Genomic DNA, 22521 nt, shown 5'->3' on the forward strand with positions numbered 1-22521 from the left:
GAACCCGTTCCAGGACCCGGTGCGCGAGATCAAGGTCCGCACCGAAACCGGCAAGATCTTACGTATCCTCACCAACGATCTCGACGCCCCGGCGGACGAGATCGCGGAGCTCTATAGACGCCGCTGGCAGATCGAGCTGTTCTTCCGCTGGATAAAGCACACCCTCAAAATCCGCCACTTCTTTGGCACTTCCGAGAACGCCGTGCGCATTCAGATCGCCGTCGCACTCATCGCCTTTCTNCTCCTGCGCNTGGCCCATGCCACCCAGAACGGCGTCACAAGTCTTTTGACCTTCACTCGTCTGATCGTTCAAAACCTCATGCTCGGCGGATCGACCATCTGCTCGATCCACCCCGCCAATCCTTAGAGATCACCGACAGATGAGCCTCGACCTATGCCAAACCTAAACCGGACAGCCGTGGGACAAGCCCGGCCATGACGGTGAAGCTATCGATCGATTCCGCGATATCGCGATGAGCGCAAACGCTCGCGAGGACCGGCTTGCGCTTCCTCCTTCCCTCTTGAGCTACGACGGACAGGTCGCTTGGCCGGAACGACAGAAAGTTATGCCGCCGCCTTGTGGCGCGCGATCTCGGCCTTGTAGAGCTCGAACTCCTCCGCAATCGCCTTCGCCACCGAAGGCCGCGCGCGCAAGCGCTCGTAATAGGACTTCACGGCCGGCCATTTCGCGAGTTCAACCGGCGGCGTCGCCATGGTCCAGTTGATCACGGTGACGAGATAGGCGTCGGCCACGCTGAAATGGTCGAGCAGATAGTCACGGCCGCTCAGATAGTTCTCGAGATAATCGAGCCGCGACAGGTTTTTGTCGAGTACCCAACCCTTCACCTCCGGCGCCGCCTTCTTGTCGAGCAGCGGCACGAACAAGCCCTTGTGCAGCTCCGTGCCGATGAAGCAGAGCCATTGATGCAGCCGGCTGCGCTCCATGCCCGGCGCAGTCCCGAGGCCGGCCTGCGGCAAGCGGTCGGCGACATATTGCAGGATCGCGGCATTCTCGGTCAGCACGGCGCCATCGTCGGTGCGCAGCGTCGGGACCAGCCCGAGCGGATTCACCTTGCGGAAATCGGAGCCGTCTTTCAGCACCACCTTGGTCTTGGGATCGACCTCCAGATAATTGGCCTCAGCGCCCGCCTCGTAGAGTGCGATCCGTGTCGCCATCGAGCAGGCAAGCGGCGAGAAATACAGGTCCATCGGAATCCTCCTTCGAGCGTTGGGCCAGCGCAGCGGGCCGTTGTTGATTTTTATACTGTTCCGCATAATATATTCGCCGTCAAGGAATTTATTGCGAAATGGTACAAAAAACAGGGAAGCCGGGAAGCGAGCCGAAGCGGCGCGGGCGTCCGCGCGCCTATGAGCCCGACGTTGCGCTCGGCAAGGCGCTCGACCTGTTTCGGAAGGGCGGCTTTGCCGCGACGTCATTGGATGATCTCTCCGCCGCGACCGGCATGAACCGGCCGAGCCTCTATGGCGCCTTCGGCGACAAGCGCGAGCTCTACATCAAGAGCTATCAACGCTACCGCGACGATGCGCGCGCGGCGTTAAGCGAAGTGTTCAGGAGCGAGCTGAGCTTGCGCAAACGGCTGGAGCGAATCTATGCGGTCGCGCTCGACATGTATCTTTCCGGCGAGGACGGACCGAAGGGCTGCTTCACGGTGCTGACCGCAGCATCCGACGCCGTGCACGATCCCGCCATTCGCGCGATGGTGATTGACGCATTGTCCGAGCTCGACAAGGCCTTCGCCAGATGCTTCCGCCTGGCCAAGGACAAAGGCGAGCTGCCGGAAGCTGCCGATCCGGTCGCGCTGGGGCAGCTCGGCTCTGCCACCATCCACACCATCGCCCTCCGCGCCCGCGCGCACGTGCCGCGCAAGGAGCTGGAAGCAATCGTGAGGAATGCAGTTGGGGTGATGTGCGGGACAGCCGCGAAATAAAGCGCTCCGTCGTCCCCGGCCAGCCGAAGCGCAGAGCCGGGACCCCGTAACCCCAGTCGTTTGCTGTTGCGAAGGGAGACGCCCACCGACGAAGACAGATAGATTCCGCGGTATGGGCCCCGGCTTTCGCCGGAGCGACGACTAATATCCCCGCCTGCGATCCACCACGTTCTCCAGCTTGCCGCCAGCTTCGAACCGCGCGATCTGGTCCGCCACATAGCGGGAGATCGCGTCGGGGTCGGTATCGGCGGCATTATGTGGCGTCAGCACGATCTTGGGATGGCTCCAGAACGTGCTGTCGGCGGGCAGGGGTTCCTGGCTGAAGACATCCAGAGATGCGGCGCCGAGCGTGCCGTCGTCGAGACAGGCCAGGATATCCGCTTCGTTCTGTAGGCCGCCGCGGCCGGCATTGATGAGCACGGGCGCGCCGAGCGGGCTTGTCCGGTTGAGCTTTGCAAAGAGGTCGCGGTTGAGGATGCCGCGCGTATCCGCCGTCAGCGGCAGCAGGCAGACCAGAATGTCCGTGCGGCGCAGGAATGCCTCGAGCTGCGCGCTGCCCGCAAAGCATGTGATGCCCTCGATCTCCTTGCGGCTGCGGCTCCAGCCCGTCACGCCAAAGCCGATCTGCTTCAAGATCTGCGCCGCATGCGCGCCGAGCGTCCCGAGCCCCATGATGCCGACCGAAATCGCGCTGGCCGGCCACTGGTATTTTGGCGCCCAGCGCCTGGCGCGCTGCGAATCCCGCAAGTAAAGCTCCTGCCGATGATGCATCAGCACGTGCAGGACGACATATTCCATCATCCGCTTGGTGAGGTCGTCGACCGCGACCCGCACCAAGGGCACCTCGGGCAGCGAGTTGTCGGCCATCAGCGCATCGACGCCGGCGCCCAGGTTGAAGATCACCCTCAGGTTCGGAAGGGCCGCGAGCTCGCCGGGAACCGGCTTCCACACCGCCGCATAATGCACCTCGGCCGGATCGCAGCCGGTCGCGGGCAGCAGGACGACGCGCCGGTCGCCGCACACCTGCTCGAAGCGGGCTTTCCACCGCTCCGGCGACCAGTTGTCGGTGCCGCCATGGATCAGAAGCGCGAGCGCGCCTTTCGTCATTTGCAATTTAGCCTCATCTTTTGGGGGATCAGCCAGCGACATTAACGTACGCATCCGGCCGCGCAAAATATTTCCGCGCGCTGTCGGGTCAGGGCATAATGCAGCGTCTTTCAGAGGAAACGAGGGAATCGATAGCCCATGCTCTATGCCATCCTTTGCTACCATGACGAGGATTTTGTCGGCTCCTGGAGCAAGGAGCAGGATGCCGCCGTGATGAAGAAGCTGGCCGTGGTACAGGAGAAGCTGGCAAAGCAGGGCCGGTTGGGTCCGGTGGCGCGGCTGCTGCCGACCACGGCCGCCACCACGCTGCGCAAGGACGAGCCGCCGCTCGTGCTCGACGGCCCCTATGCCGAGACCAAGGAGCAACTGCTCGGCTTTTACCTGATCGACTGCAAGAATCTCGACGAGGCGCTCGATGTCGCCAAGGAACTCGGCGCCGCCAATCCCGGCGGAGCCTATGAGATCCGCCCGGTCGGGATGTTCGCACCCGGAGGTGCTTTGAAGTGACCGAGACCGACACCGCCTGGATCGATGCCGCGCTGAGCTCGGCGCGCCCGCAGGCGGTCGGCGCCTTGTTGCGCTATTTCCGCAACCTCGACACCGCGGAGGAGGCGTTTCAGAACGCGTGCCTGCGCGCGCTGAAAACCTGGCCGCAGAACGGTCCGCCGCGCGACCCCGCAGCCTGGCTGATCATGGTCGGCCGCAATGTCGCGATCGACGAGGTGCGCCGTGCCCGCAGGCAGGAGCCGTTGCCGGACGACGATCACGCGATCTCCGATCTCGGTGATGCCGAGGATGAAATCGCCGAACGGCTCGACGGCTCGCATTATCGCGACGACATCTTGCGGCTGATGTTCATCTGTTGCCATCCCGAGCTGCCGCCGACCCAGCAGATCGCGCTGGCGCTACGCATCGTCTCGGGCCTGTCGGTAAAGCAGATCGCGCGGGCGTTTCTGGTCAGCGAAGCGGCGATGGAGCAGCGCATCACCCGCGCCAAGGCGCGCGTGGCGGATGCCAATGTGCCGTTCGAGACGCCGGGCGCGGTCGAGCGCTCGGAGCGTCTCGCCGCGGTGGCCGCGATGATCTATCTGATCTTCAACGAAGGCTATTCCGCAAGCGGTGATACCGCGGAAATTCGTAAACCGCTTTGCGAAGAGGCGATCCGCCTCGCGCGGCTGCTGTTGCGGCTGTTCCCGAGCGAACCCGAGATCATGGGCCTGACGGCGCTGCTCCTGCTGCAGCATGCGCGCACGGAGGCACGGTTCGATGCGGACGGCAGCTTGATCCTGCTCGAGGACCAGGATCGCTCGCTCTGGAATCAAAAGTTGATCGCCGAGGGCCTTGCGCTGATCGACAAGGCGATGCGTCACCGCCGTAGCGGGCCCTATCAGATCCAGGCCGCGATCGCCGCGCTGCATGCGCGCGCTGCAAAGCCCGAGGATACCGACTGGAAGCAGATCGACCTGCTCTACGGCGCGTTGGAAGTCATCCAGCCGTCACCCGTGGTCACGCTCAATCGCGCGGTCGCGGTCTCCAAGGTGCGCGGGGCCGAAGCCGCGCTTGAGATGATCGAGCCGTTGGCGCCGCGGCTTGCCAACTATTTCCATTTCTTCGGCGTGCGCGGCGCTTTCCTGATGCAGCTCGGCCGCGCCGAGGAGGCCCGCGTCGCCTTCGACCGTGCCATCGCGCTCGCCAACACCTCCGCCGAAGCCGCGCATATCCGCATGCATCTCGACCGCCTGATGCGCGACAGCGAGCCGAAAGGCAAGAAGGCGGGGAAGTAGATTTCTCTCGATTCATGCACTGTCATTCCGGGGCGCCTCCACCGGGTCCGCGTGAAGCGCGGCCCGATGACAGGCTCCGAGGCGAACCCGGAATCTCGAGATTCTCAGGTGCGCAATTGCGCACCATAGTTCGATGCCTTTCGCATCGCCCCGGAATGACGGCGCCAAATTTTTCTCGAGCAACTGTCGGCCGCTGCTTCCCCCGTTCGTCTATTGGTCGAAGCATCACCAATGGAGCGAGCCATGCCGACCCATATGCAACACGAGCTGAAGGACTCTCGGGTCTCAAGGCCCGCGCTGTGGCTGGGCCGGCTGTTGTCGGGGTCGGCGATCCTGTTTCTGCTGTTCGACGGAGCCATCAAGCTGCTGCCGCTCCCCGTCGTCACGGAAACGATGGACAGGATAGGCTATGGTTCCAGCGAGACGCTGGCGCGCACGCTGGGGGCCATTACCATGATTTGCACGGTTCTCTATGCAGTTCCCCCGACGTCGTTCGTCGGCGCCATCCTCCTGACCGGCTATCTCGGCGGGGCGATCGCGTCTCACCTTCGCATCGGCAGTCCGCTGTTCACGCACATTCTGTTCGGGCTCTATCTCGGTCTGATGGTGTGGGGTGGATTGTGGCTGCGCGATGCGAAGCTGCGCCAGCTCCTGCCATTCCGAACTTGATGTTCGCCCCTTGCACAGAGCGACCACATTTCGGCGGAATGCTGTTGCAGCCATTGGCCTAAACAACTCGCACGCGTAACCCAAGGAGCAGACCATGCAAGTGACCCCTTACGTACATTATGACGGCAACTGCGAAGCAGCGTTCAAGTTCTACGAAAAGGAGCTCGGTGCGAAGATAGAGGTGATCATGCGCTACGAGCAGGCGCCGCCGGAGATGCCCTCATCTCCTGAGTACAAGAACAAGATCATGCATGGCATGATCTCGATCGACGGTGCCCCCATCATGGGCTCCGACGCCCCGCCGCAGCATTTTCAAAAGCCGCAGGGCTTCTCGCTGTCGTTGAGTGTGGAGGATCCTGCGGAAGCCGAGCGCAAGTTCAACGCGCTCTGCAAGGGCGGCACTGTGACCATGGCGTGGTCGAAAACCTTCTTTGCCAAAGGCTTTGGCATGGCCGTCGACCAGTTCGGCATTCCCTGGATGGTGATCTCGCCGATGGAGCAGTAGAGCGCTGCGCGCCGCAGCCCACCTCTCCCCGCGAAGAGCGGGAGGGGACTCCCGCTCCTACCTACACGGCCGGTAGATCGCCGCGAGCTCCCTGCCGCGCAACAACAAGAGCCGCGACGTCAATCCGCCGCGGCGAATGATCCAGTCTCTCACCGGGGCGGGGTAGGCCTCCAGCACTATTTCGGAGGCCTCCGGCTCGGCATAGAAGCGGCCGCGCCGGTCGACGGAGCGCGCCGCGTGGAAGCCGAGGACGGCGCGGCGGGTCACGCAAATGCGATCGTTTGGCACGATGCTCAGCACCAGCGTGCAGGCCGAGAAACAGGGCCCGTCGATGATCACGCGCTCCCCGGAATTGCGCAACGCCTCGAACAGGTCGAGAAACGGACCCACCTCGCCGCCGGGGCTTGCGAGAATGCGGACCGAGGCGCGCAGCGGCGTCGCGCAAAGCGCAAGCACCGCAATGGTCGCAACCAGGGTTCGCAGCGCGCGCAAGCTCTCACCCGTTTCGTCTCTGGCCGCGCAGCGTCGGCAATCCGATGCCCGCGGCATCAAACCCGCCATCGACCGCCAGGATCTGCCCGGTAACATAACTGGCGCGGTCGGAGCCGAGAAAGTAGATGGCCTCGGCCAATTCTTCTTCAAGGCCGTACCGGTTGAGCGGAATAGCATCGTGATAATCGGCGCGGATTTGTGGCGTATGCACGGCCTTGGCCATCGCGGTGTCGACCGGTCCCGGGGCGACGGCGTTGACGCGGATACCGAGCGAGGCCAGTTCCACCGCGAGCTGTTTGGTCAGATGCGCGAGGGCGGCCTTGCTGGTGCCGTAGGCCGAGCGCAGCGTGGAGGCGCGCACCGCCGAAATCGAGGTGATGTTGACCACCGCGCCGCCGCCGGCCTCCCGCATCAGCGGTACGGCCGCCTTGGTGCAGAGGAAGGGGCCGGTGAGGTTAACGGCGAGAATCCGGTTCCAGTCGGTCTCGGAGGTTTCCAGGAGCGGCGCAAAGGTCGCAATTCCCGCATTGTTGATCAGCGCGTCGAGCCGGCCGAAGCGCTTTGCCACCTGATCCAGGGCTTGAGCCACCTGCGCCGCATCGGAAACGTCGCAATGCAGTGCCAGCGTATCGGGGCTGGCGAGCGCGGCGACCGCGCCGTCCAGGAGCTCGCGCTCGATGTCGAGCAGCGCGACGTGCCAGCCATCGGCGAGGAAGCGTTTGGCGGTGGCAAGGCCGATGCCGCGCGCGGCTCCCGTCACCAGTGCGACTTTTTGCGCAGAAGAGGTCATTCCATCATCCATGATCAAATTCGGAAGTGCCTCGGCTTGCAGCCAGGCACCCGCTTTTAATGGCGAGCGCGCCCGCCGTCCCAAAATAATTTGCCGGAGGTGTCTGCAAGCTGTCTGCGGGACGGGGCGCCGTTCGTCTTATGGGGGAAAGCCGGCCAGATCGCGCCGGCAATTACCGGCAATTAAGGGAATCTCATGTCGCTCACGCTGCATTACCATCCGTTGTCGTCCTTCTGCTGGAAGGTCCTGATCGCGCTCTACGAAAACGGCACGCCGTTCACGCCCAAGCTGGTCAATCTTGGCGATCCGGACGAGCGCGCCGCGCTGTTGAAATTGTCGCCCATCGGGAGATTTCCGGTGCTGCGCGACGACGCGCGGGAGCGGACGGTGCCGGAATCGAGCATCATCATCGAATACCTCGACCGCCATTATCGCGGTCCTGTCCGGTTCGTCCCCGATGATCCCGGAACCGCATTGCAGACGCGGCTGCGCGACCGCTTTTTCGATCTCTATGTCCACTTGCCGATGCAGAAGATCATCGGCGACCGGCTTCGCACCGCAGACAAGAAGGATCCGCATGGTGTCGCAGAGGCCAGGACACAGCTTCGGGCCTCCTATGACATCATCGAGCAGCAGATGGCGTCCGGTCCCTGGGCCATGGGCAAGGACTTTACGCTCGCCGACTGCTCGGCGCTGCCGCCCCTGTTCTACGGCAACAAGGTCGAGCCGTTTGGTCCGGCGCGCAAGAATGTCACGGCCTATTTCGAACGGTTGCAGGCGCGGCCCTCGGTGGCCCGGGCGCTTAAAGAGGCCGAGCCCTATTTCCACCTGGTGCCGAAGGAGAGCTGAATGACGGCCCGCGACAAGGCGGACACCATCCGCGCACTGTTCGCCGCTTATCTCGCGAATGACCGCAAGCGCGTCGAAAATTCCTTTACCGCGGACTTTCGCTTCACCAGCCCTTATGACGATGCGCTCGACAAGGCGACGTATTTCGCGCGCTGCTGGAAAAACAGCGACTGGATCGCGCGGCATGAGCTCGAACGGATATTCGTTCAGGGCAGTGAGGCATTTGCGACGTATCTGTGTGTCGCGAAGGACGGCAAGAGCTTTCGCAACACCGAGTTCTTCACCTTCTGGGGCGACAAGATCAGCGGCATCGACGTCTATTTCGGCGCGGCTTACCAGAACGGCCGCCTGCTCCAACAGGCGCGATAGCCGGAGGGAAGGACAATTACCTCCGAAATAATTTCGTCAAACCTGTCGGCGGCGCACAACCTGGTTCCTCCTACGAGCATGATCCGCACCGGAGGCCCGCGTAGCGCAAAGTGAATACCGGCCTCAGAATTGATCATGCGCAAACGAAACGGCGCCGGCAACGACGCTTCGGCGCAGACATCGCAATGTAAATCGCACGGAGAAGAGCAATGCGTTTCATGATGCTGATGATCCCGAGAGGCTACGAGGCGGCGGCGCCCGGCACGATGCCGCCAGTCGAGGCCGTCGAGAAGATGATGAAATACAACGAGGCGCTGAAGGAGGCCGGCGTCCTGGTCACGCTGGACGGGCTGCACCCGCCGTCAATGGGCGCGCGGGTCTCGTTCGAAGGCGGCAAGCCGCTCGTCACCGACGGCCCCTTCATCGAGACCAAGGAAGTGATCGGCGGCTACTGGATGATCGAGGTGAGCTCGAAGGAGGAGGCGATCGCCTGGGCCAAGCGCTGCCCGGCCTCGAATAACGAGATCATCGAAATCCGCCAGGTGCAGGAGATGGCGGATTTCCCCGCTGAGATCCAGGAAGCAGCCGCCGGCTTTGCGGAGCTGCAGCGGTCATCCGCGCGCTAAGCAGCAGCCGCATCCCCACTTCGAGTACTTCAAACCTGCGAAAGCCAAAGGAGACAACATCCCATGAGCGCCAACGACACCTATCTTGCAATCTTCCTGGGTAGCAAGACCAGTCCGCAAATGACCGCCTGGATGGCGCTGCCCGAAGGGGAGCGGCGCGCCAAGGAGCAGCAGGGCATGGCCGCCTGGAAAGCCTGGGCCGAGCAGCACCAGGGCGCCATAGTTTACATGGGCGGGCCGCTCGGCAAGACCAAGAAGGCGGATGCAAAGGGCATCACCGACATCAGCAACCATCTCGGCGCCTTCACGGTGGTCCGCGCGGCCTCCCACGAGGCCGCCGCAAAGCTCTTCGAAAACCACCCGCACTTCACCATTTTCCCGGGCGAATCCATCGAGATCATGCCGGTTCTGCCGATCCCGGGCGGCTAGTCTGTCAACCGGGCGGGCTCTCAAGCCACTCACGGTTTGAGATCTTGCCCGGTCCGACCAGCGTAGTGACCTTTGCATCCGCCTCATGTAAAAGCCATTTACATGAGTTGGCGCAAGGATCAGCGCCGCGCGGAGCGCGGCTATCACCACGGCAATCTGAAGGAAGCGCTGCTGCAGGCGGCGCTCGACCTGATCGCGCAGAAGGGCGCGGCCGGGTTTACCTTTGCCGACGCGGCGCGCATGGCGGGCGTGAGCCCGGCGGCGCCGTACCGGCATTTTCGCGATCGCGACGAGCTGTTGTCCTCGATCGCGCAACGCGGCTTTGAGCAGTTCGAGGCGGCGCTGACGGGTGCTTGGGACGACGGGCGTCCTGACACCATCACCGCCTTCGAGCGGGTGGGGCGCGCCTATCTCGCCTTCGCGCGCGAGGAGCCGGCCTTCTATTCCGCGATGTTCGAATCGGGCCTGCCGGCCGATTCCAATCCTGCACTGATGGCCGCGAGCGAACGCGCCTTCGGCGTGCTGCGCGCCGCAGCCGAACGGCTCGCGGCCCTTGCGCCGCCCGGGGTGCCACGCCCGCCCGCGATGATGATGGCGCTGCATATCTGGGCAATGTCGCATGGCATTGCTTCGCTGTTTGGGCGCGGCGACGGCGCACGGCGCAAGCTGCCGATGTCGCCGGAGGAATTGCTCGAAGCCGAAGTGCTGATCTACCTGCGCGGCCTCGGCTTCCCGACGGATCGCCGGGCCGAGGAGGGCAATGCGCAGGACAAGCCGGCGGGGCCCTGGGGCAAGCCGAAATAAGGTTCCAAAAATAACCGCCGAAAATAATTCTGAAGGCGCGACCGGTGGTCGCCTTGACAAAAATCCGGGATAGGATAGCTATGTAAATGTTATTTACATTCACACCGGCGTGATGCCGTGGTGCCGCAATGGAGAGCGAAATGGCCTACACCGCAGACGTCAATCGCTGGCGCGGTCCGGGGCAAGAGCCCTATGACCGGCCCTATTATCGGCCGCGTATGCTCGATACGCCCTGGCATCCCGGGTGGATCGTCGTCACCATCCTCGGCTTCATCGTCTGGTGGCCGATTGGACTTGCCCTTCTCTTTTTCACTCTCGGGAGCAGAAAAATGGCGTGTTGGAGTCACCACGACAGCGATCGCTGGCAGAACAAGATGGAGCGCATGCAGTACAAGATGGAGCGCATGCGCGACCGCATGGAGCGCCGCGGTTTCGGGTGGGGCTTTGGCCCGCCCTCGAGCGGCAACCGCGCCTTCGACGAGTACCGCGAGGAGACGTTGCGGCGTCTTGAAGAGGAGCAGCGCGAGTTCAAGGAATTCCTGAGCCGCCTGCGTCACGCCAAGGACAAGGAAGAGTTCGACGCCTTCATGGCCCAGCATCGCAGCCGCCCCACGCAGGGCCCCGATCAACAGCCGCCGCAGGGCTGACCGCACGAGCCAAAGCCTTTAGGCGAGTGCCCCCATGATACCTAGAGGCTGAATGCCGCCCGTTTGCGCAAGCAGACGGGCGGTTTTGTTTTTGAGGCGCTGGATAGAGCAGTTGCCGAGCTGAGCGAATTCGGGGAGACGCGCGCCCAACCTCGAGCGTCATTGCGAGCCACCAGGTGCGCGCGAAGTGCGAGGCCGGATGACAGCTCCAGCGAAGGAGTTCAGGCTTTCTCCGCGGATGCAGTCTGGATTGCGACAGGCTTGGTTGAAGGCGCATCGTCCGGCGCTGCACCTCGACCGGCGCACGCGCTAACGCGCCATGATGCCCTAGGGCTTGTCCTGGGTTTCGCGCTGCGGTTGGTCGAGCAGGTTCAACGCCGTGTTGACCTTTTCCAGGAGGCGTTCGACCTCGTCGCGCTTCTCGGGTTCGCACTCCTGCTGCAGGCGCTGGATCAGCTCTTGCTTTCGCGCAAGAAGTGCTGCCACCGTTGTCATCACGACCTCTTGACGAGTCCGTGCAGCCACGAAGTGACCGGCTCAACCCTGGACCTCGCGGCAAGCCGTGCACGCTTGCTCGGCACTGAGTCCATCTCATCCAGCCGGCGGAGAAGCTGCAGCAACCGCGGCGGCGTGCCTGATGGCTCGTGAGACAGCAGCGTGCGCAGCCGGTCCGCGACCTCGTCGCGGATCGCCCGATTGTGTTTAGCGTCAAGGTCCATCGCTCGCCTCACGGCCTCACAAAAATGCCCGAAAGGCAATGTGGAAGCCGGCCCTGAGGTTCCGGGAAAGTACGATTTTGTACATTTCATCCGCTGCGGCCCAGGTTCCGTGCCTTGCCTCACGGTTCCCGCGCGCGGCGTTCCAAAGCCGAGAATGTCGTGGCTAAGCTGTCATTGCGCGCGAGCATATCGTCCGGTAACGCTGGAAAGGATGGCGGCTCGGCCTGGCCGCGACAGCCTCCGGCCCGGAGGCGCTGACGAGAGCGAGCAGGATCAGGTGAAAGCCATCCTGCTTTAGCTCGGCGAAGCAGTCATTGCGCCCGCAGTTGAATCAGGATTTTCCCGATCGCGACCACCGCGAGCAGCGGCGCCAGCACCCGGAGCAAGCGTCCCCATCTTTGGTGCCAGGCTTCCCACTCGGCTTGCTTGGGTCCCGGCGGTGTGGATCGGTACGCATACCAACAGCCGATGAGTGCGCCGGTCAGTGTGATCCAGGAATCGATCGTTTGCGCGAAAAACATCTGGCCCATCTCGCGCCGTTATTTCCATGGTCCAGCATGCGGCAACGCCGGTTCTCCCATAATGTCGCTACCCATGCGATCCACGATGCTGAAAAGAGCGTCGAGCGGCGGGCCGACGGTCAATTGATCTCCCCATCGCCGCGTGGCGCAACGCCATGCTAGCCTGCCGCTACGATCGGCGGCAACTGTCGGAGCGACCTTCATGAGCAGGCGGATCAATCGCTGCATTGAGCTGTTGGAGCAGGATCAGGCGATCTATTATGACGGTCCGCACAGCGGCCATGTGCTGACCTATGCGCAAGGTGGCATCGATGCTGCGACCTGGGCCGACTACATGAATGTCGGCATGGAGCACGGCTGCTTCGACATGACAGGCCTTGCCGCGTACATGCGCGGCATGGTCGAGGCCGGACCGACACGGTCCGGGCATTTCACGCCGACCGTGATCGTCGAGGCGCCGGTGAATGGAATTGACGCCGCGCATGTGCGTTACAACGCCTGGCAGTTCCGCCAGATCCTCGGCCGCGGCGTGCATGGCGTCCTGCTCTGTCAAGCCGAAAGCGCCGATGCGGTGCGGGCATTCGTGGAGTCCTGCCGTTATCCGCACAACACGATTGGCGTCGATCCTTCTCTTCCCTCGCCGATGGCGCGGATGGAGGGAGCGATACGCGCGAAGGACGGCGGGACCGACGCCGCCGGTCGCAAGCTGCTCGGCATCGGCACGCGCGGGCGCGGATCGGAAGCGACGGCCGCGCCGATGTGGGGCCTGTCGATCGAAGACTACATGGACCGCTGTGATCCCTGGCCGCTCAATCCGAAAGGTGAGCTGCTGCTGGGCGTGAAGCTGGAAAGTCCGGAAGGCGTTGCCAACTGCGAGGAGATTCTCGCGGTCCCGGGGCTGGGCTTTGCCGAGATCGGCCCGGGTGACTTAAGTCTTGCGCTCGGCTACCGCACGATCCCGCGCGAGCCTTATCCAGCGGAGATGCAGATCGCCCGCGACCGCGTCCTCGCGGCCTGCCGCAAGAACGGTGTCGCTTTCCTGCAGTCCTGCACCGCGGATAACGTGATCGTCCGCATCGAGGAAGGCGTGCGCATCGTCGCAGGCCATAGCGAGGCATGCGCAATCAAGGGCCGCGCACACCAGAAGCGGAAATTGCCGGTGTGAACGCGTCGCGTTGCATCTAGCGCATACGCGGATCAAGTTGCAGAGCCGGACGAGCGCCTTCGACGCAGCTCGGCAATGACGGCGGAGGTTGGGCGCGCGTTTTCTCCGCTCAGCGCAACACAGTTGAGGGTTTTCGATGCAATTGATTTGCCCGACGAGCGCGCTTGCAAAACTCCTGTCCAGCCCCCGCGCGAAAAATATTTCTGTTTTTCCGAAGCTAGAATCAGGCGTATCGTCCGACCCGTCCCACCCGGCAAGAGGGGCGGATCGCGAGTCGTCACGAACGCGGTGTGGGATGCGATGGACGCGGCTTGCGTCGGCGCGCAGGGCAATCGCAGGGCGGGTTCATCATTTGAGGACTCGTGAGCGATCAGGCGGTGCGAGACGAACGGCGCAGATCGCGTACGGCGAAGTCGTGTGGTCCTGGCGCCCCGACGCTGGCGTCAAGTCTTGTGGAAGCGCGCTTGAGTCCAACCGGGCGCGGATAGCGCGATCATCCGCAAGGCGATGGTGGCAAGAAAGCCCGGCTCACCAAGGAGAGCGCGAAGTAAGCCGTAAGCCATTCGCGCAGGGAAGGCCGGAGTGATTCCGCCTGTACCTGTGGTCTTCGCGCCTTTGCGCAAACTTTTTGCGCGAAGGCCCACGGGTGCATGCGAGCACCCGGCCTTCCCTGCGCCCTCTCCACTCGAAAGGGCAAGGACTGCCGCAAAACTCGGGCAGTTGCTGCCGCGAGAACGTGGACGTGTATCCAAAAGCTGTTTGAAAAAGTTGATGCGGTGATCGCATCGGGTAACTCATCTCACCCCGTTATCGCCCCGCAAACGGCTTCGCCGTTTGTCGCTCGAGGTGCTGGCGAAAGCGAGCCTCGAAGGATGAACGGCCCCGCTGCGAAGGCCGGGCCGTCGCGCTTCGAGGCTCCCACTGCGCTGACGGGGAGGGCTGGGAGCCCGGCACGGCCGCGAATTCTCCGCCTTTAGTCGCGGAAATGGGCCTCAAGGCCATGTAACCGCTTGGCCCGCCTTCATTTCGCCGCACCAAATTCTTCTTTGGTAACCGCATTTTAACCAAGTTTCGCGCTTGGTTAGGGGCGTAAAGCCGCGCAAGCAGCCCTCGTTTTGACATGTTGGCAGGCAAATGACGCTCGAAGGCTTCGGCGGGCCTCCCATGCGACCAAACCAGGTATTTCAGCGCAGGCTTGACGGACCGCGCGGGACAAGCGCGGCCACCGAAACCGGCAGCCATTTTGCTCCCGGAGGATTTTGGGACCTTGCGTTGAGAGGATACTGCTTATGAATCCAGCCGACGTGGCTCAGGCAGCGCTGCCGCTGCCGTCAGCCGACGTATCGCTGATCGCGCTGTTTCTGCAGGCGCACTGGATCGTGAAATGCGTCATGCTCGGGCTGTTGTCCTGCTCGGTCTGGGTCTGGGCGATCGCGATCGACAAGACGCTGCTGTACTCGCGCACCCGCCGCTCGATGGATCGGTTCGAGCAGGCGTTCTGGTCCGGCGAGTCGATCGAGGAACTCTACCGCTCGCTCTCGGCCAAGCCGACCCATTCCATGGCGGCCTGCTTCGTGGCGGCGATGCGCGAGTGGAAGCGCTCCTTCGAAAGCCATGCGCGGTCGTTTGCGGGCCTGCAGATGCGGATCGAAAAGGTGATGAACGTCTCGATCGCGCGCGAGATCGAGCGGCTGGAACGGCGGCTTCTGGTGCTCGCAACCGTCGGCTCGGCGGGCCCCTTTGTCGGCCTGTTCGGAACCGTCTGGGGCATCATGTCGAGCTTTCAGTCGATCGCCGCCTCGAAAAATACCTCTCTGGCGGTGGTCGCGCCCGGCATCGCGGAGGCGCTGTTCGCCACGGCGATCGGCCTGATCGCCGCAATTCCGGCGACTATTTTCTACAATAAGTTCACCTCCGAGGTGAACCGGCAGGCCCAGCGCCTGGAGGGCTTTGCGGATGAATTCGCCGCCATTCTGTCGCGCCAGATCGACGAGCGGGCATGAGAATGGCCAGGGTGGTCAACAGGGGTTGAGCAGCAGAACATGGCGATGAACGTGGCAAGTTCGTCGGCGGGGCGTGGTGGTCGCCGCGGCCGCAAGCCGGTGATGGCGGAGATCAACGTCACGCCGATGGTCGACGTTATGCTGGTGCTGCTGATCATCTTCATGGTCTCGGCGCCGCTGCTCACGGTCGGCGTGCCGCTGGACCTGCCGCAGACCCAGGCGAAAAGCCTCGACAACGACAAGAATCCGCTGACGCTCTCGGTCAATCTGAAGGGACAGGTTTTCTTGAACAACACCCAAATCGCGCTCGACGACCTGGTGCCGAAACTGAAGGCGATCACCGATGCCCGTGGCGGAGCCGATGAGCGTATCTTCGTTCGCGGCGACAAGAAGGTCGATTACGGCGCGGTGATGCAGGTGATGGGGCGGCTGTCCGCCGCCGGCTTCCGCCGCGTGGCGCTGGTGACGGAAGTGGATCAGGGTAGCTGACGACGGTGAAGATCAAGGTCGACAAGTCTCTGGCTGCGTCGATAACGCTCCACGTCCTTGTACTCGGATGGGGATTGGTCTCCTTTTCCGCGCGCTCCTACGAGGTGCCGCAGGACTCACTGGTGGTCGACGTCATCTCCGCCGATCAGCTTGCAAAGGTCACCGCCGGCACGAGAAACGGCGAGAAGGATAAGCCGAAGCCGCTGGTCGAAAAGGTCGCCGACGCCAAGCCGATCGATGAAGCCGTCGGCAAAGTCACCGAGAAGCAGGAAATCATCACCTCCTCGGCACCGCAGCCGCCGCCCAAACCGGTCGAAAAGCCGGTCGAGAAGAAGCCGGATCCACCGAAGCCTGTTGCCGAGGACAAGCCGAAGGACGAGCCGAAGCAGGTGGAGAAGAAACCGGATCCGCCGAAGGTCGATCCGATCGCGGAAGCCTTGAAGTCGGACGAGAACAAAAAGCCGAAACCGAAGCAGGAGGCCAAGGCCGCTCCGCCGAAGCCGCCGAAACCGAAGCAGGAGCGTGTGTTCGACGAGAGCAAGATCGCGGCGCTGCTCGACAAGCGCGATCCGACTCATCAGGCCATCACGGGTGCGGCGCTCAACGCATCCGCTTCACTCGGCTTGCACAGCGGAAATGCCGAGTCGAACGTCGCGACCTGGAAGGGAGCGTTTGTCGCGGCTGTCAGGCGCTGTTTCAATTTCCCGTACAATGGGCAGGATGCCGATCGATTCGAAGCCGACATCGACATTCAAATGAGGCCCGACGGAACGCTCGCCTCGGAGCCCACGATCGTAGCGGTCCGCGGACCTTCAACGTCGATCGGCAACGCGATGGCCGAGAGCGCCAAGCGAGCGATCGTGCAATGCCAGGCCTATGCGTTCCTGCCCAAGGAGCAATATAACACCTGGAAGTACATACCGATGACATTTGGCCTCAAAGACATGATGTGAGCGCGAACTGGAAAGCAAGAACTGCAATGAATAACCCCCAATCCTTTACCCGGCGCCGCTTCATGATGGCGACTGGATCAGCTTTTGCCATGTTGGGTGCGCGATCCGCATTCGCGCAGCGACTGCAAATCAACCCGGACAATTTCCAGCCCATTCCGATCGCGATCCCGAACTTCGTGCCGGGCTCGCCGGCGGACGGCCAGGTCGGCGCCGACGTGACCGGCGTCATCACCAACAATCTCAAGCGCAGCGGTCTGTTCGCGCCGATCGACCAGGCGGCCTTCATCGAGAAGATCACCAACATCGATGTGGCGCCGCAGTTCCAGAACTGGAAGAGCATCAACGCACAGGCGCTTGCCACCGGCCGCGTGACAAGGCAGCCCGATGGGCGCCTCAAGGCCGAATTCCGTCTTTGGGACGTCGTCTCCGGCCAGCAGCTCGCCGGTCAGCAATATGTCACCGCCCCGGAATATTGGCGGCGCATCGCGCACATCATCTCCGATCAGATCTATTCGCGGCTGACCGGCGAGAAGGGCTATTTCGACAGCCGCGTCGTCTTCGTCGACGAGAGCGGCCCGTCGGAGCGGCGCATCAAGAAGCTCGCGATCATGGACCAGGACGGCGCCAATGTGCGCTATCTTACGCGAGGCTCCGATCTCGTGCTGACGCCGCGCTTCTCGCCGTCGAGCCAGGAAATCACCTATATGGAATTCGGCCAGGGTGATCCGCGGGTCTATCTGTTCAATATCGAAACCGGGCAGCGCGAGATCGTCGGCAATTTCCCGGGCATGTCGTTCTCGCCGCGCTTCTCGCCGGATGGCCAGCGCATCATCATGAGCCTGCAGCAGGGTGGCAATTCCAATCTGTTCGTGATGGATCTGCGCTCGAAGGCGACCACGCGGCTCACCGACACGCCCGCGATCGACACCTCGCCGTGCTATTCGCCCGACGGCAGCCAGATCTGCTTTGAGTCCGATCGCGGCGGCAAGCCGCAGATCTATGTGATGCCGGCGCAGGGCGGGGCGGCACAGCGCATCTCCTTCGCCAAGGACGACGTCAACGCCAGCTACTCCACGCCCGTATGGTCGCCGCGCGGCGACTATATTGCGTTCACGCGGCAGGGCGGCGGACAGTTCTCGATCGGCATCATCAAGCCTGATGGCACCGGCGAGCGCCTGCTTACCTCCGGCTTCCACAATGAGGGGCCGACCTTCGCGCCGAACGGGCGGGTGTTGATGTTCTTCCGCGATCCCGGCGGCAACAGCGGGCCGTCGCTGTACACGATCGACATTTCCGGACGCAATGAGCTGAAGGTGCCGACGCCGGGTTACGCCTCCGATCCGGCCTGGTCGCCGCTGCTTTCGTGAAAGGTGAGGGACACGGACTCGGCAAGCTTTGCCTAGCTCGTTGATTTCGTAGGCATATATCGCTTCGGTGAAAGCGGAAACAACCACTCACTAACGATGTTCCCTCAGAAAGGCTTCATCAGGGAGAAGTAGAACTGCACATTCCGGAACAGGATGTGCGCGTCCCCGATGCAGCTTGCGACCGAAATCAAAGAGGCCGATCAGCAGATGTCGCGATCCATCCACGCGGCACTGATTGATTCGTTGTTCCAGGATCCCGGCTCGCTGTTTGCCGGCGCGCTTTGCGCTGCCATCGCCGCCTTCATGACTGCGCTGAAGACCGGCAATCCATGGCTATGGCTCTGCGTGGCTGTTCTCATCGTCGTCGGCGCCGCGCGCGTACTCGACATGCGCCAATACAAGCGTCTCAAGTCGACCATTACGCCGGCCGAAACCGCGCGTTGGGAGATGCGCTACCAGGTCGGCGCGATTGTGTACGCGGCCGCGCTCGGCCTGTGGTGTGCGATCGCGATCCTGGGCAGTGATGACGCCGTCGCCCATATGATCTGCACATCCGTCACGCTCTGCTATTTCGCGGCGGGCGGCGGCCGCACCTACGGCCGCCCCTGGATCTTCCATGTGCAGATGCTGCTCGCCTGCGGCGCGCTGACGGTGGCTCTGCTGCTGTATGGCAGCCCCTATTATGCCGGCATGGCGGTGCTGAACGTGCTGTTCTTCTTTGCCCTCAAGCACATCTCGACCCGCCTGCAGGACATCTTCGTGCGTGCACTGGTCGCGCGGGAGCGTGAAGCTGCGCTCGCCGGTCAGTTCGATACCGCGCTCAACAACATGCCGCACGGCCTCTGCATGTTCCGGGCGGACGGGCGGCTTGCCGTCATGAACCATCGTTTCAGCGAAATGATGCAGCTCTCGGACGACCTGGTGCGTGGCGGCGCGACCGCTACCGACATCGTCCAGGCCTGCGTCCACACCGGATCGATTTCGGCGGCGAGCGGCAATGTCATTCTGGCGGAGATCGAAAATTCGCAGGCGCATGGCATCGTCACCGCCGACCCGGACATCCTGCGCGGCCGTTCGCTGTCATGGACGTTCCAGCCGATGTCCGGCGGCGGCGCGGTGGTGCTGGTCGAGGACATCACCGAGCGACGCAATGCCGAGGCCCGGATCAGCCATCTGGCGCGCTATGACGAGCTGACGGGATTGCCCAACCGCGTCAGTTTCCGCGACGAGATCGAACGGCTGCTGAAGACACCGCATGAGCCCGGCAAGGTTTCGGCGCTGCTGTTCGTGGATCTGGACCAGTTCAAGCAGGTCAACGATACGCTCGGTCACCCCTGCGGTGACCAGCTCTTGTGCGCGGTCGCCGACCGTCTGCGTGCAATGCTCCGCCCGGAGGATTTCGTCGCGCGTTTCGGCGGGGACGAATTCGTGGTGTTCCAGCAGAATATCGCGTCCGCCGAGGACGCCGCAGCGCTGGCGCGGCGCATCGTCGATCATTTGAGCGAACGTTACAAGATCGACAATCATCTCGTCGAGATCGGCGCGAGCGTCGGCATTGCCTTGACCGCCGCGGAAGTCAGCGCCGATACCCTGTTGAAGAACGCCGACATGGCGCTCTATCGCGCCAAAGCCGACGGCCGCGGTACCTATTGCTTCTTTCACGACGAGATGGCGCAAACCGTCGAGGCGCGCCGCATTCTCGAACTCGACCTGCGCAAGGCACTGGTCAATGAAGAATTCGAGCTGTTCTTCCAGCCCCTGGTCAATCTCAAATCCGGCAAGATCGCCGTCTGCGAGGCGCTGCTGCGCTGGAATCACCCGGTGCGCGGCACCGTGTCGCCAGTCGATATCGTCCCGGTTGCGGAGGACATGGGCCTGATCGTCGATCTCGGCCGCTGGATCCTGCGCAAGGCTTGCATGGAATGCATGAAGTGGCCGGAAAACGTCAGCGTTGCCGTCAATTTTTCCCCGCAACAATTCCACCAGCGCGACGTGCTGAACGAGATCCGTTACGCGCTGGAGGTGTCGGGCCTGCCGGCGGAGCGCCTCGAGATCGAGATCACCGAATCCTCCCTGCTGCGCAACACGCAGCTCACCCACGATGTGCTGTCGCAGCTACGCAATATCGGGGTCCGAATCTCCCTGGATGATTTCGGCACCGGCTATTCGAGCCTTAGCTATCTGCACAACTTCCCGCTGCAGAAGGTGAAGATCGACCGCTCGTTCCTCGAGGGTATAGATGCCGATCGCCCGCTGACGCTGCTCCGCGGCGTGGCGCGGCTGTCGGCCGATCTCGGCATGCAGGTGGTGGTCGAAGGCATCGAGACCAACGAGCAGCTCGAGCTGATCAGTGCCGACGGCAGCGTCACCGAGGCGCAAGGCTATTTGTTCAGCCGTCCCGTACCCGCAGTGCGGATCCGCCAATTATTGAAGGCCTCGTATGGCCGCCCGGCTGCGGAAGCGGAGCTGCACGTCGTGCCCTCGCGCTCGATCGCCTAAAGCCTCACGGGCATCTGCGGCCAGGTGGCGGCAATTCATCGCGGGCCGACATTAACCCTAATAGCTCGACTGCTTTGCGTCTTAGTTAAGGAGCTGTTAACGTTCGAAGGCTCGCCTGCTGGTTGTTGTTGCGTTTGCGTATCTGGAGTGCCCCATGAGGTCTGCGGCCAAAGCCGTCGCCGTGATTCCCGAACGCAGTTCATTTCCTCTCGAGAACATCGACTACCGGCTCGCCGAAACTCCCGAAGAAAAGGATCAGATCTATCGTCTGCGCTATCGCGCCTATTTGCGCGAGGGAGCAATCCTGCCCTCGGAAACGGGGCGGGTCGTCGACCGGTATGACGACCTGCCAAACACCTATGTTTTCGGGGTGTACATTCATGGCGAACTCTACAGCTCGATTCGGGTCAGCGTTCTGACGCCTGAGTGGCGCGAATCCCCCTCAGCCGCCATGTTCTCGGACCTGCTGCAACCGGAGTTGGAGCGCGGGAAAATCCTCATCGATCCAACGCGCTTCGTGGCGGACCCCGAGAAGGCCAAACGGTTTCCCGAACTGCCCTACGTCACTGTTCGCCTCGGTTACGTAGCTTGTGGTCACTTCAACGCCGATATCGGGCTCGCCAATGTCCGTCCGGAGCACCGCGCCTTCTACCGCAGGGTCTTTTTGCAGGAGCCGTGGGGCGAGCCGAGATTGCATCCGGGCCTGATTAAGCCCGTCGGGCTGATGGCGGCCCATTATCCCAGCATCCGGGAAAAGGTGTTCCAGCGGTTCCCCTTCATGCGCTCAAGCGCCTTCGAGCGACGAAAATTGTTCGAACGTCGCAATGACGCATTTTCGGTCGCGCAGATGCCCACGCACGGGACGGAGCGCGCCCCGATCGCGGCACAGCACTCAAATTCGATCGTCAGTCCCGCATAAAGCGCCGGCTGCCCCATTCAGGTAGATGAAGGCCCGCCTAAAATCCGGGTGGGTAAAAGGCCGCCGATCCGCTTGCCTTCACCCTCGCGCCACATTTACAAATCATTAACCATCACGGTTGCTTTTCGCCGTCTGGGGGCATTTGAGTGGGGTTGGCAACATCCCATCAAGGTTGACGGAACGTTCGCTTAACCAAGCCTCTGTAGATCGGATAGCAGTTGAGATGCGTGAGCGTGGAGGCTCCCGAATGAAACACCCTATGCGTATCCTCCAGGGACTGAAATTGGCCGCAGTGCTCGCGGTGGCCCTGTCGATGGGCGCTTGTGCCAACAAGAACCTTGGTGCTGACGCGATGGCGAGCGCCGCGGCCCCGGGCAGCCAGCAGGATTTCGTGGTTAATGTCGGCGATCGCGTGTTTTTCGAGAGCGATCAGAGCGATTTGAGCCCGCAAGCGATCGTTACCCTGGAAAAGCAGGCGCAGTGGCTGCAGACCTATCCGCGCTATACCTTCACGATCGAAGGTCATGCGGATGAACGCGGCACGCGCGAATATAACATCGCGCTCGGCGCGCGCCGCGCGCAGTCCGTACGCAACTTCCTGGTTTCGCGCGGAATCGACGCCAGCCGGATGCGGACGATCTCCTACGGCAAGGAGCGCCCGGTTGCAGTCTGCAATGATATATCCTGTTGGTCGCAGAACCGCCGCGCAGTGACGGTCCTGAACGCCAGTTCTTGATTGTCAGGCAGTTGACCGAAAATGCCAAAAACCGGCGCCCGCAGCGCCGGTTTTGTTTTCGCGCAAGGCCGTGCGAACCCATTTGAATCAGTCACATTTTTGGCGTACTCCGTCGGCCTAGGTGCGGTCG

General features: G+C 62.7%; 25 protein-coding genes and 1 pseudogene. 20 read left to right on the forward strand and 6 right to left on the reverse strand.

Features of this window, described 5'->3' with window-relative positions; genetic code table 11:
* A pseudogene (locus F758_RS43450) lies at positions 1-322 on the forward strand (transposase); the annotation flags it as partial.
* Positions 323-564: 242 nt separating this feature from the next.
* On the opposite strand, the gene F758_RS0107785 reads toward F758_RS43450, so the two are convergent.
* Positions 565-1209 (reverse strand): glutathione binding-like protein, encoded by a 645-nt coding sequence (locus F758_RS0107785; RefSeq protein ID WP_024507332.1) that lies wholly within the window; start codon positions 1207-1209, stop codon positions 565-567.
* A 98-nt stretch (positions 1210-1307) separates the two neighbouring features.
* On the opposite strand from F758_RS0107785, the gene F758_RS0107790 reads away from it, so the two are divergent.
* Positions 1308-1949, forward strand: coding sequence for a TetR/AcrR family transcriptional regulator (locus tag F758_RS0107790; protein WP_024507333.1), 642 nt, complete (start codon positions 1308-1310; stop codon positions 1947-1949).
* A 141-nt stretch (positions 1950-2090) separates the two neighbouring features.
* Here the strand turns inward: F758_RS0107790 and F758_RS0107795 are convergent, their stop codons facing one another.
* Positions 2091-3056, reverse strand: a complete 966-nt coding sequence (locus F758_RS0107795) for a 2-hydroxyacid dehydrogenase (protein WP_024507334.1) — start codon at positions 3054-3056, stop codon at positions 2091-2093.
* A gap of 138 nt (positions 3057-3194) precedes the next feature.
* On the opposite strand from F758_RS0107795, the gene F758_RS0107800 reads away from it, so the two are divergent.
* The 4 genes from F758_RS0107800 to F758_RS0107815 all read left to right on the forward strand — a co-directional run bounded on the left by F758_RS0107800 (position 3195) and on the right by F758_RS0107815 (position 6014).
* On the forward strand, positions 3195-3563 hold the full coding sequence (locus tag F758_RS0107800) for a YciI family protein (RefSeq protein WP_024507335.1): 369 nt from the start codon (positions 3195-3197) through the stop codon (positions 3561-3563).
* Entirely contained in the window at positions 3560-4840 is a 1281-nt protein-coding gene (locus tag F758_RS0107805) for an RNA polymerase sigma factor (protein WP_024507336.1), read from the forward strand. The genes F758_RS0107800 and F758_RS0107805 overlap by 4 nt, the downstream gene beginning before the upstream one ends.
* Positions 4841-5137: 297 nt before the next feature.
* Positions 5138-5509, forward strand: coding sequence for a DoxX family protein (locus F758_RS0107810; RefSeq protein ID WP_024507337.1), 372 nt, complete (start codon positions 5138-5140; stop codon positions 5507-5509).
* A 94-nt stretch (positions 5510-5603) separates the two neighbouring features.
* The gene (locus tag F758_RS0107815) at positions 5604-6014 is read left to right on the forward strand and encodes a VOC family protein (protein ID WP_024507338.1); all 411 of its coding nucleotides are present in this window, start codon (positions 5604-5606) and stop codon (positions 6012-6014) included.
* A gap of 57 nt (positions 6015-6071) precedes the next feature.
* Here the strand turns inward: F758_RS0107815 and F758_RS0107820 are convergent, their stop codons facing one another.
* Positions 6072-6506: a hypothetical protein gene (locus tag F758_RS0107820; RefSeq protein WP_024507339.1), complete on the reverse strand. Its 435-nt coding sequence runs from the start codon at positions 6504-6506 to the stop codon at positions 6072-6074.
* 4 nt (positions 6507-6510) lie between these two features.
* Positions 6511-7296 carry an SDR family NAD(P)-dependent oxidoreductase gene (locus tag F758_RS0107825; RefSeq protein WP_024507340.1) on the reverse strand — a complete coding sequence of 262 codons (786 nt, stop codon included), beginning with the start codon at positions 7294-7296 and terminating at the stop codon, positions 6511-6513.
* 195 nt (positions 7297-7491) lie between these two features.
* Between F758_RS0107825 and F758_RS0107830 the strand changes: the two genes are divergently transcribed.
* From F758_RS0107830 to F758_RS0107855, 6 genes are all read left to right on the forward strand, one after another.
* Entirely contained in the window at positions 7492-8145 is a 654-nt protein-coding gene (locus tag F758_RS0107830) for a glutathione S-transferase family protein (RefSeq protein WP_024507341.1), read from the forward strand.
* Positions 8146-8514, forward strand: coding sequence for a nuclear transport factor 2 family protein (locus F758_RS0107835; RefSeq protein ID WP_024507342.1), 369 nt, complete (start codon positions 8146-8148; stop codon positions 8512-8514).
* A gap of 209 nt (positions 8515-8723) precedes the next feature.
* Positions 8724-9140, forward strand: a complete 417-nt coding sequence (locus tag F758_RS0107840; protein WP_024507343.1) for a YciI family protein — start codon at positions 8724-8726, stop codon at positions 9138-9140.
* Positions 9141-9203: 63 nt separating this feature from the next.
* Positions 9204-9569, forward strand: a complete 366-nt coding sequence (locus F758_RS0107845) for a YciI family protein (RefSeq protein ID WP_024507344.1) — start codon at positions 9204-9206, stop codon at positions 9567-9569.
* 102 nt (positions 9570-9671) lie between these two features.
* Positions 9672-10373: a TetR/AcrR family transcriptional regulator gene (locus F758_RS0107850; protein WP_024507345.1), complete on the forward strand. Its 702-nt coding sequence runs from the start codon at positions 9672-9674 to the stop codon at positions 10371-10373.
* 140 nt (positions 10374-10513) lie between these two features.
* A complete protein-coding gene (locus tag F758_RS0107855; RefSeq protein WP_024507346.1) occupies positions 10514-11020 on the forward strand; it encodes a DUF2852 domain-containing protein in 507 nt (168 codons plus the stop codon).
* Between the two features lie 327 nt (positions 11021-11347).
* Here the strand turns inward: F758_RS0107855 and F758_RS50740 are convergent, their stop codons facing one another.
* Positions 11348-11515 (reverse strand): hypothetical protein, encoded by a 168-nt coding sequence (locus F758_RS50740; RefSeq protein ID WP_198026432.1) that lies wholly within the window; start codon positions 11513-11515, stop codon positions 11348-11350.
* A 535-nt stretch (positions 11516-12050) separates the two neighbouring features.
* Entirely contained in the window at positions 12051-12260 is a 210-nt protein-coding gene (locus tag F758_RS0107875; protein ID WP_157449905.1) for a hypothetical protein, read from the reverse strand.
* Positions 12261-12462: 202 nt separating this feature from the next.
* Here F758_RS0107875 and F758_RS46365 point away from each other — a divergent pair, with 202 nt between their 5' ends.
* From F758_RS46365 to pal, 8 genes are all read left to right on the forward strand, one after another.
* Positions 12463-13425: an aldolase/citrate lyase family protein gene (locus F758_RS46365; RefSeq protein WP_024507349.1), complete on the forward strand. Its 963-nt coding sequence runs from the start codon at positions 12463-12465 to the stop codon at positions 13423-13425.
* Between the two features lie 1289 nt (positions 13426-14714).
* Positions 14715-15428, forward strand: a complete 714-nt coding sequence (gene tolQ, locus F758_RS0107885) for a protein TolQ (RefSeq protein WP_024507350.1) — start codon at positions 14715-14717, stop codon at positions 15426-15428.
* Between the two features lie 39 nt (positions 15429-15467).
* Entirely contained in the window at positions 15468-15917 is a 450-nt protein-coding gene (tolR, locus tag F758_RS0107890; RefSeq protein ID WP_024507351.1) for a protein TolR, read from the forward strand.
* A gap of 5 nt (positions 15918-15922) precedes the next feature.
* The gene (gene tolA, locus F758_RS0107895) at positions 15923-16870 is read left to right on the forward strand and encodes a cell envelope integrity protein TolA (protein ID WP_024507352.1); all 948 of its coding nucleotides are present in this window, start codon (positions 15923-15925) and stop codon (positions 16868-16870) included.
* Positions 16871-16896: 26 nt separating this feature from the next.
* Positions 16897-18237, forward strand: a complete 1341-nt coding sequence (gene tolB, locus F758_RS0107900) for a Tol-Pal system beta propeller repeat protein TolB (RefSeq protein WP_024507353.1) — start codon at positions 16897-16899, stop codon at positions 18235-18237.
* Between the two features lie 168 nt (positions 18238-18405).
* Positions 18406-20736: a putative bifunctional diguanylate cyclase/phosphodiesterase gene (locus F758_RS0107905; protein WP_024507354.1), complete on the forward strand. Its 2331-nt coding sequence runs from the start codon at positions 18406-18408 to the stop codon at positions 20734-20736.
* Positions 20737-20890: 154 nt separating this feature from the next.
* On the forward strand, positions 20891-21655 hold the full coding sequence (locus tag F758_RS0107910) for an N-acyl amino acid synthase FeeM domain-containing protein (RefSeq protein WP_024507355.1): 765 nt from the start codon (positions 20891-20893) through the stop codon (positions 21653-21655).
* 247 nt (positions 21656-21902) lie between these two features.
* Positions 21903-22391, forward strand: a complete 489-nt coding sequence (gene pal, locus F758_RS0107915; protein ID WP_024507356.1) for a peptidoglycan-associated lipoprotein Pal — start codon at positions 21903-21905, stop codon at positions 22389-22391.
* Positions 22392-22521 lie beyond the last annotated feature (130 nt).

The organism is Bradyrhizobium sp. ARR65 (assembly GCF_000472385.1).
GTDB lineage: Bacteria > Pseudomonadota > Alphaproteobacteria > Rhizobiales > Xanthobacteraceae > Bradyrhizobium.

Bases quoted from the DNA above. Each gene is read 5' to 3' on its own strand.
- F758_RS0107785 (WP_024507332.1), bottom strand. From the start codon at position 1,209: ATGGACCTGTATTTCTCGCCGCTTGCCTGCTCGATGGCGACACGGATC.
- F758_RS0107790 (WP_024507333.1), top strand. From the start codon at position 1,308: ATGGTACAAAAAACAGGGAAGCCGGGAAGCGAGCCGAAGCGGCGCGGG.
- F758_RS0107795 (WP_024507334.1), bottom strand. From the start codon at position 3,056: ATGACGAAAGGCGCGCTCGCGCTTCTGATCCATGGCGGCACCGACAAC.
- F758_RS0107800 (WP_024507335.1), top strand. From the start codon at position 3,195: ATGCTCTATGCCATCCTTTGCTACCATGACGAGGATTTTGTCGGCTCC.
- F758_RS0107815 (WP_024507338.1), top strand. From the start codon at position 5,604: ATGCAAGTGACCCCTTACGTACATTATGACGGCAACTGCGAAGCAGCG.
- F758_RS0107825 (WP_024507340.1), bottom strand. From the start codon at position 7,296: ATGACCTCTTCTGCGCAAAAAGTCGCACTGGTGACGGGAGCCGCGCGC.
- F758_RS0107830 (WP_024507341.1), top strand. From the start codon at position 7,492: ATGTCGCTCACGCTGCATTACCATCCGTTGTCGTCCTTCTGCTGGAAG.
- F758_RS0107835 (WP_024507342.1), top strand. From the start codon at position 8,146: ATGACGGCCCGCGACAAGGCGGACACCATCCGCGCACTGTTCGCCGCT.
- F758_RS0107840 (WP_024507343.1), top strand. From the start codon at position 8,724: ATGCGTTTCATGATGCTGATGATCCCGAGAGGCTACGAGGCGGCGGCG.
- F758_RS0107845 (WP_024507344.1), top strand. From the start codon at position 9,204: ATGAGCGCCAACGACACCTATCTTGCAATCTTCCTGGGTAGCAAGACC.
- F758_RS0107850 (WP_024507345.1), top strand. From the start codon at position 9,672: ATGAGTTGGCGCAAGGATCAGCGCCGCGCGGAGCGCGGCTATCACCAC.
- F758_RS0107855 (WP_024507346.1), top strand. From the start codon at position 10,514: ATGGCCTACACCGCAGACGTCAATCGCTGGCGCGGTCCGGGGCAAGAG.
- F758_RS50740 (WP_198026432.1), bottom strand. From the start codon at position 11,515: ATGACAACGGTGGCAGCACTTCTTGCGCGAAAGCAAGAGCTGATCCAG.
- F758_RS0107875 (WP_157449905.1), bottom strand. From the start codon at position 12,260: ATGTTTTTCGCGCAAACGATCGATTCCTGGATCACACTGACCGGCGCA.
- F758_RS46365 (WP_024507349.1), top strand. From the start codon at position 12,463: ATGAGCAGGCGGATCAATCGCTGCATTGAGCTGTTGGAGCAGGATCAG.
- tolQ (WP_024507350.1), top strand. From the start codon at position 14,715: ATGAATCCAGCCGACGTGGCTCAGGCAGCGCTGCCGCTGCCGTCAGCC.
- tolR (WP_024507351.1), top strand. From the start codon at position 15,468: ATGGCGATGAACGTGGCAAGTTCGTCGGCGGGGCGTGGTGGTCGCCGC.
- tolB (WP_024507353.1), top strand. From the start codon at position 16,897: ATGAATAACCCCCAATCCTTTACCCGGCGCCGCTTCATGATGGCGACT.
- F758_RS0107905 (WP_024507354.1), top strand. From the start codon at position 18,406: ATGCAGCTTGCGACCGAAATCAAAGAGGCCGATCAGCAGATGTCGCGA.
- F758_RS0107910 (WP_024507355.1), top strand. From the start codon at position 20,891: ATGAGGTCTGCGGCCAAAGCCGTCGCCGTGATTCCCGAACGCAGTTCA.
- pal (WP_024507356.1), top strand. From the start codon at position 21,903: ATGAAACACCCTATGCGTATCCTCCAGGGACTGAAATTGGCCGCAGTG.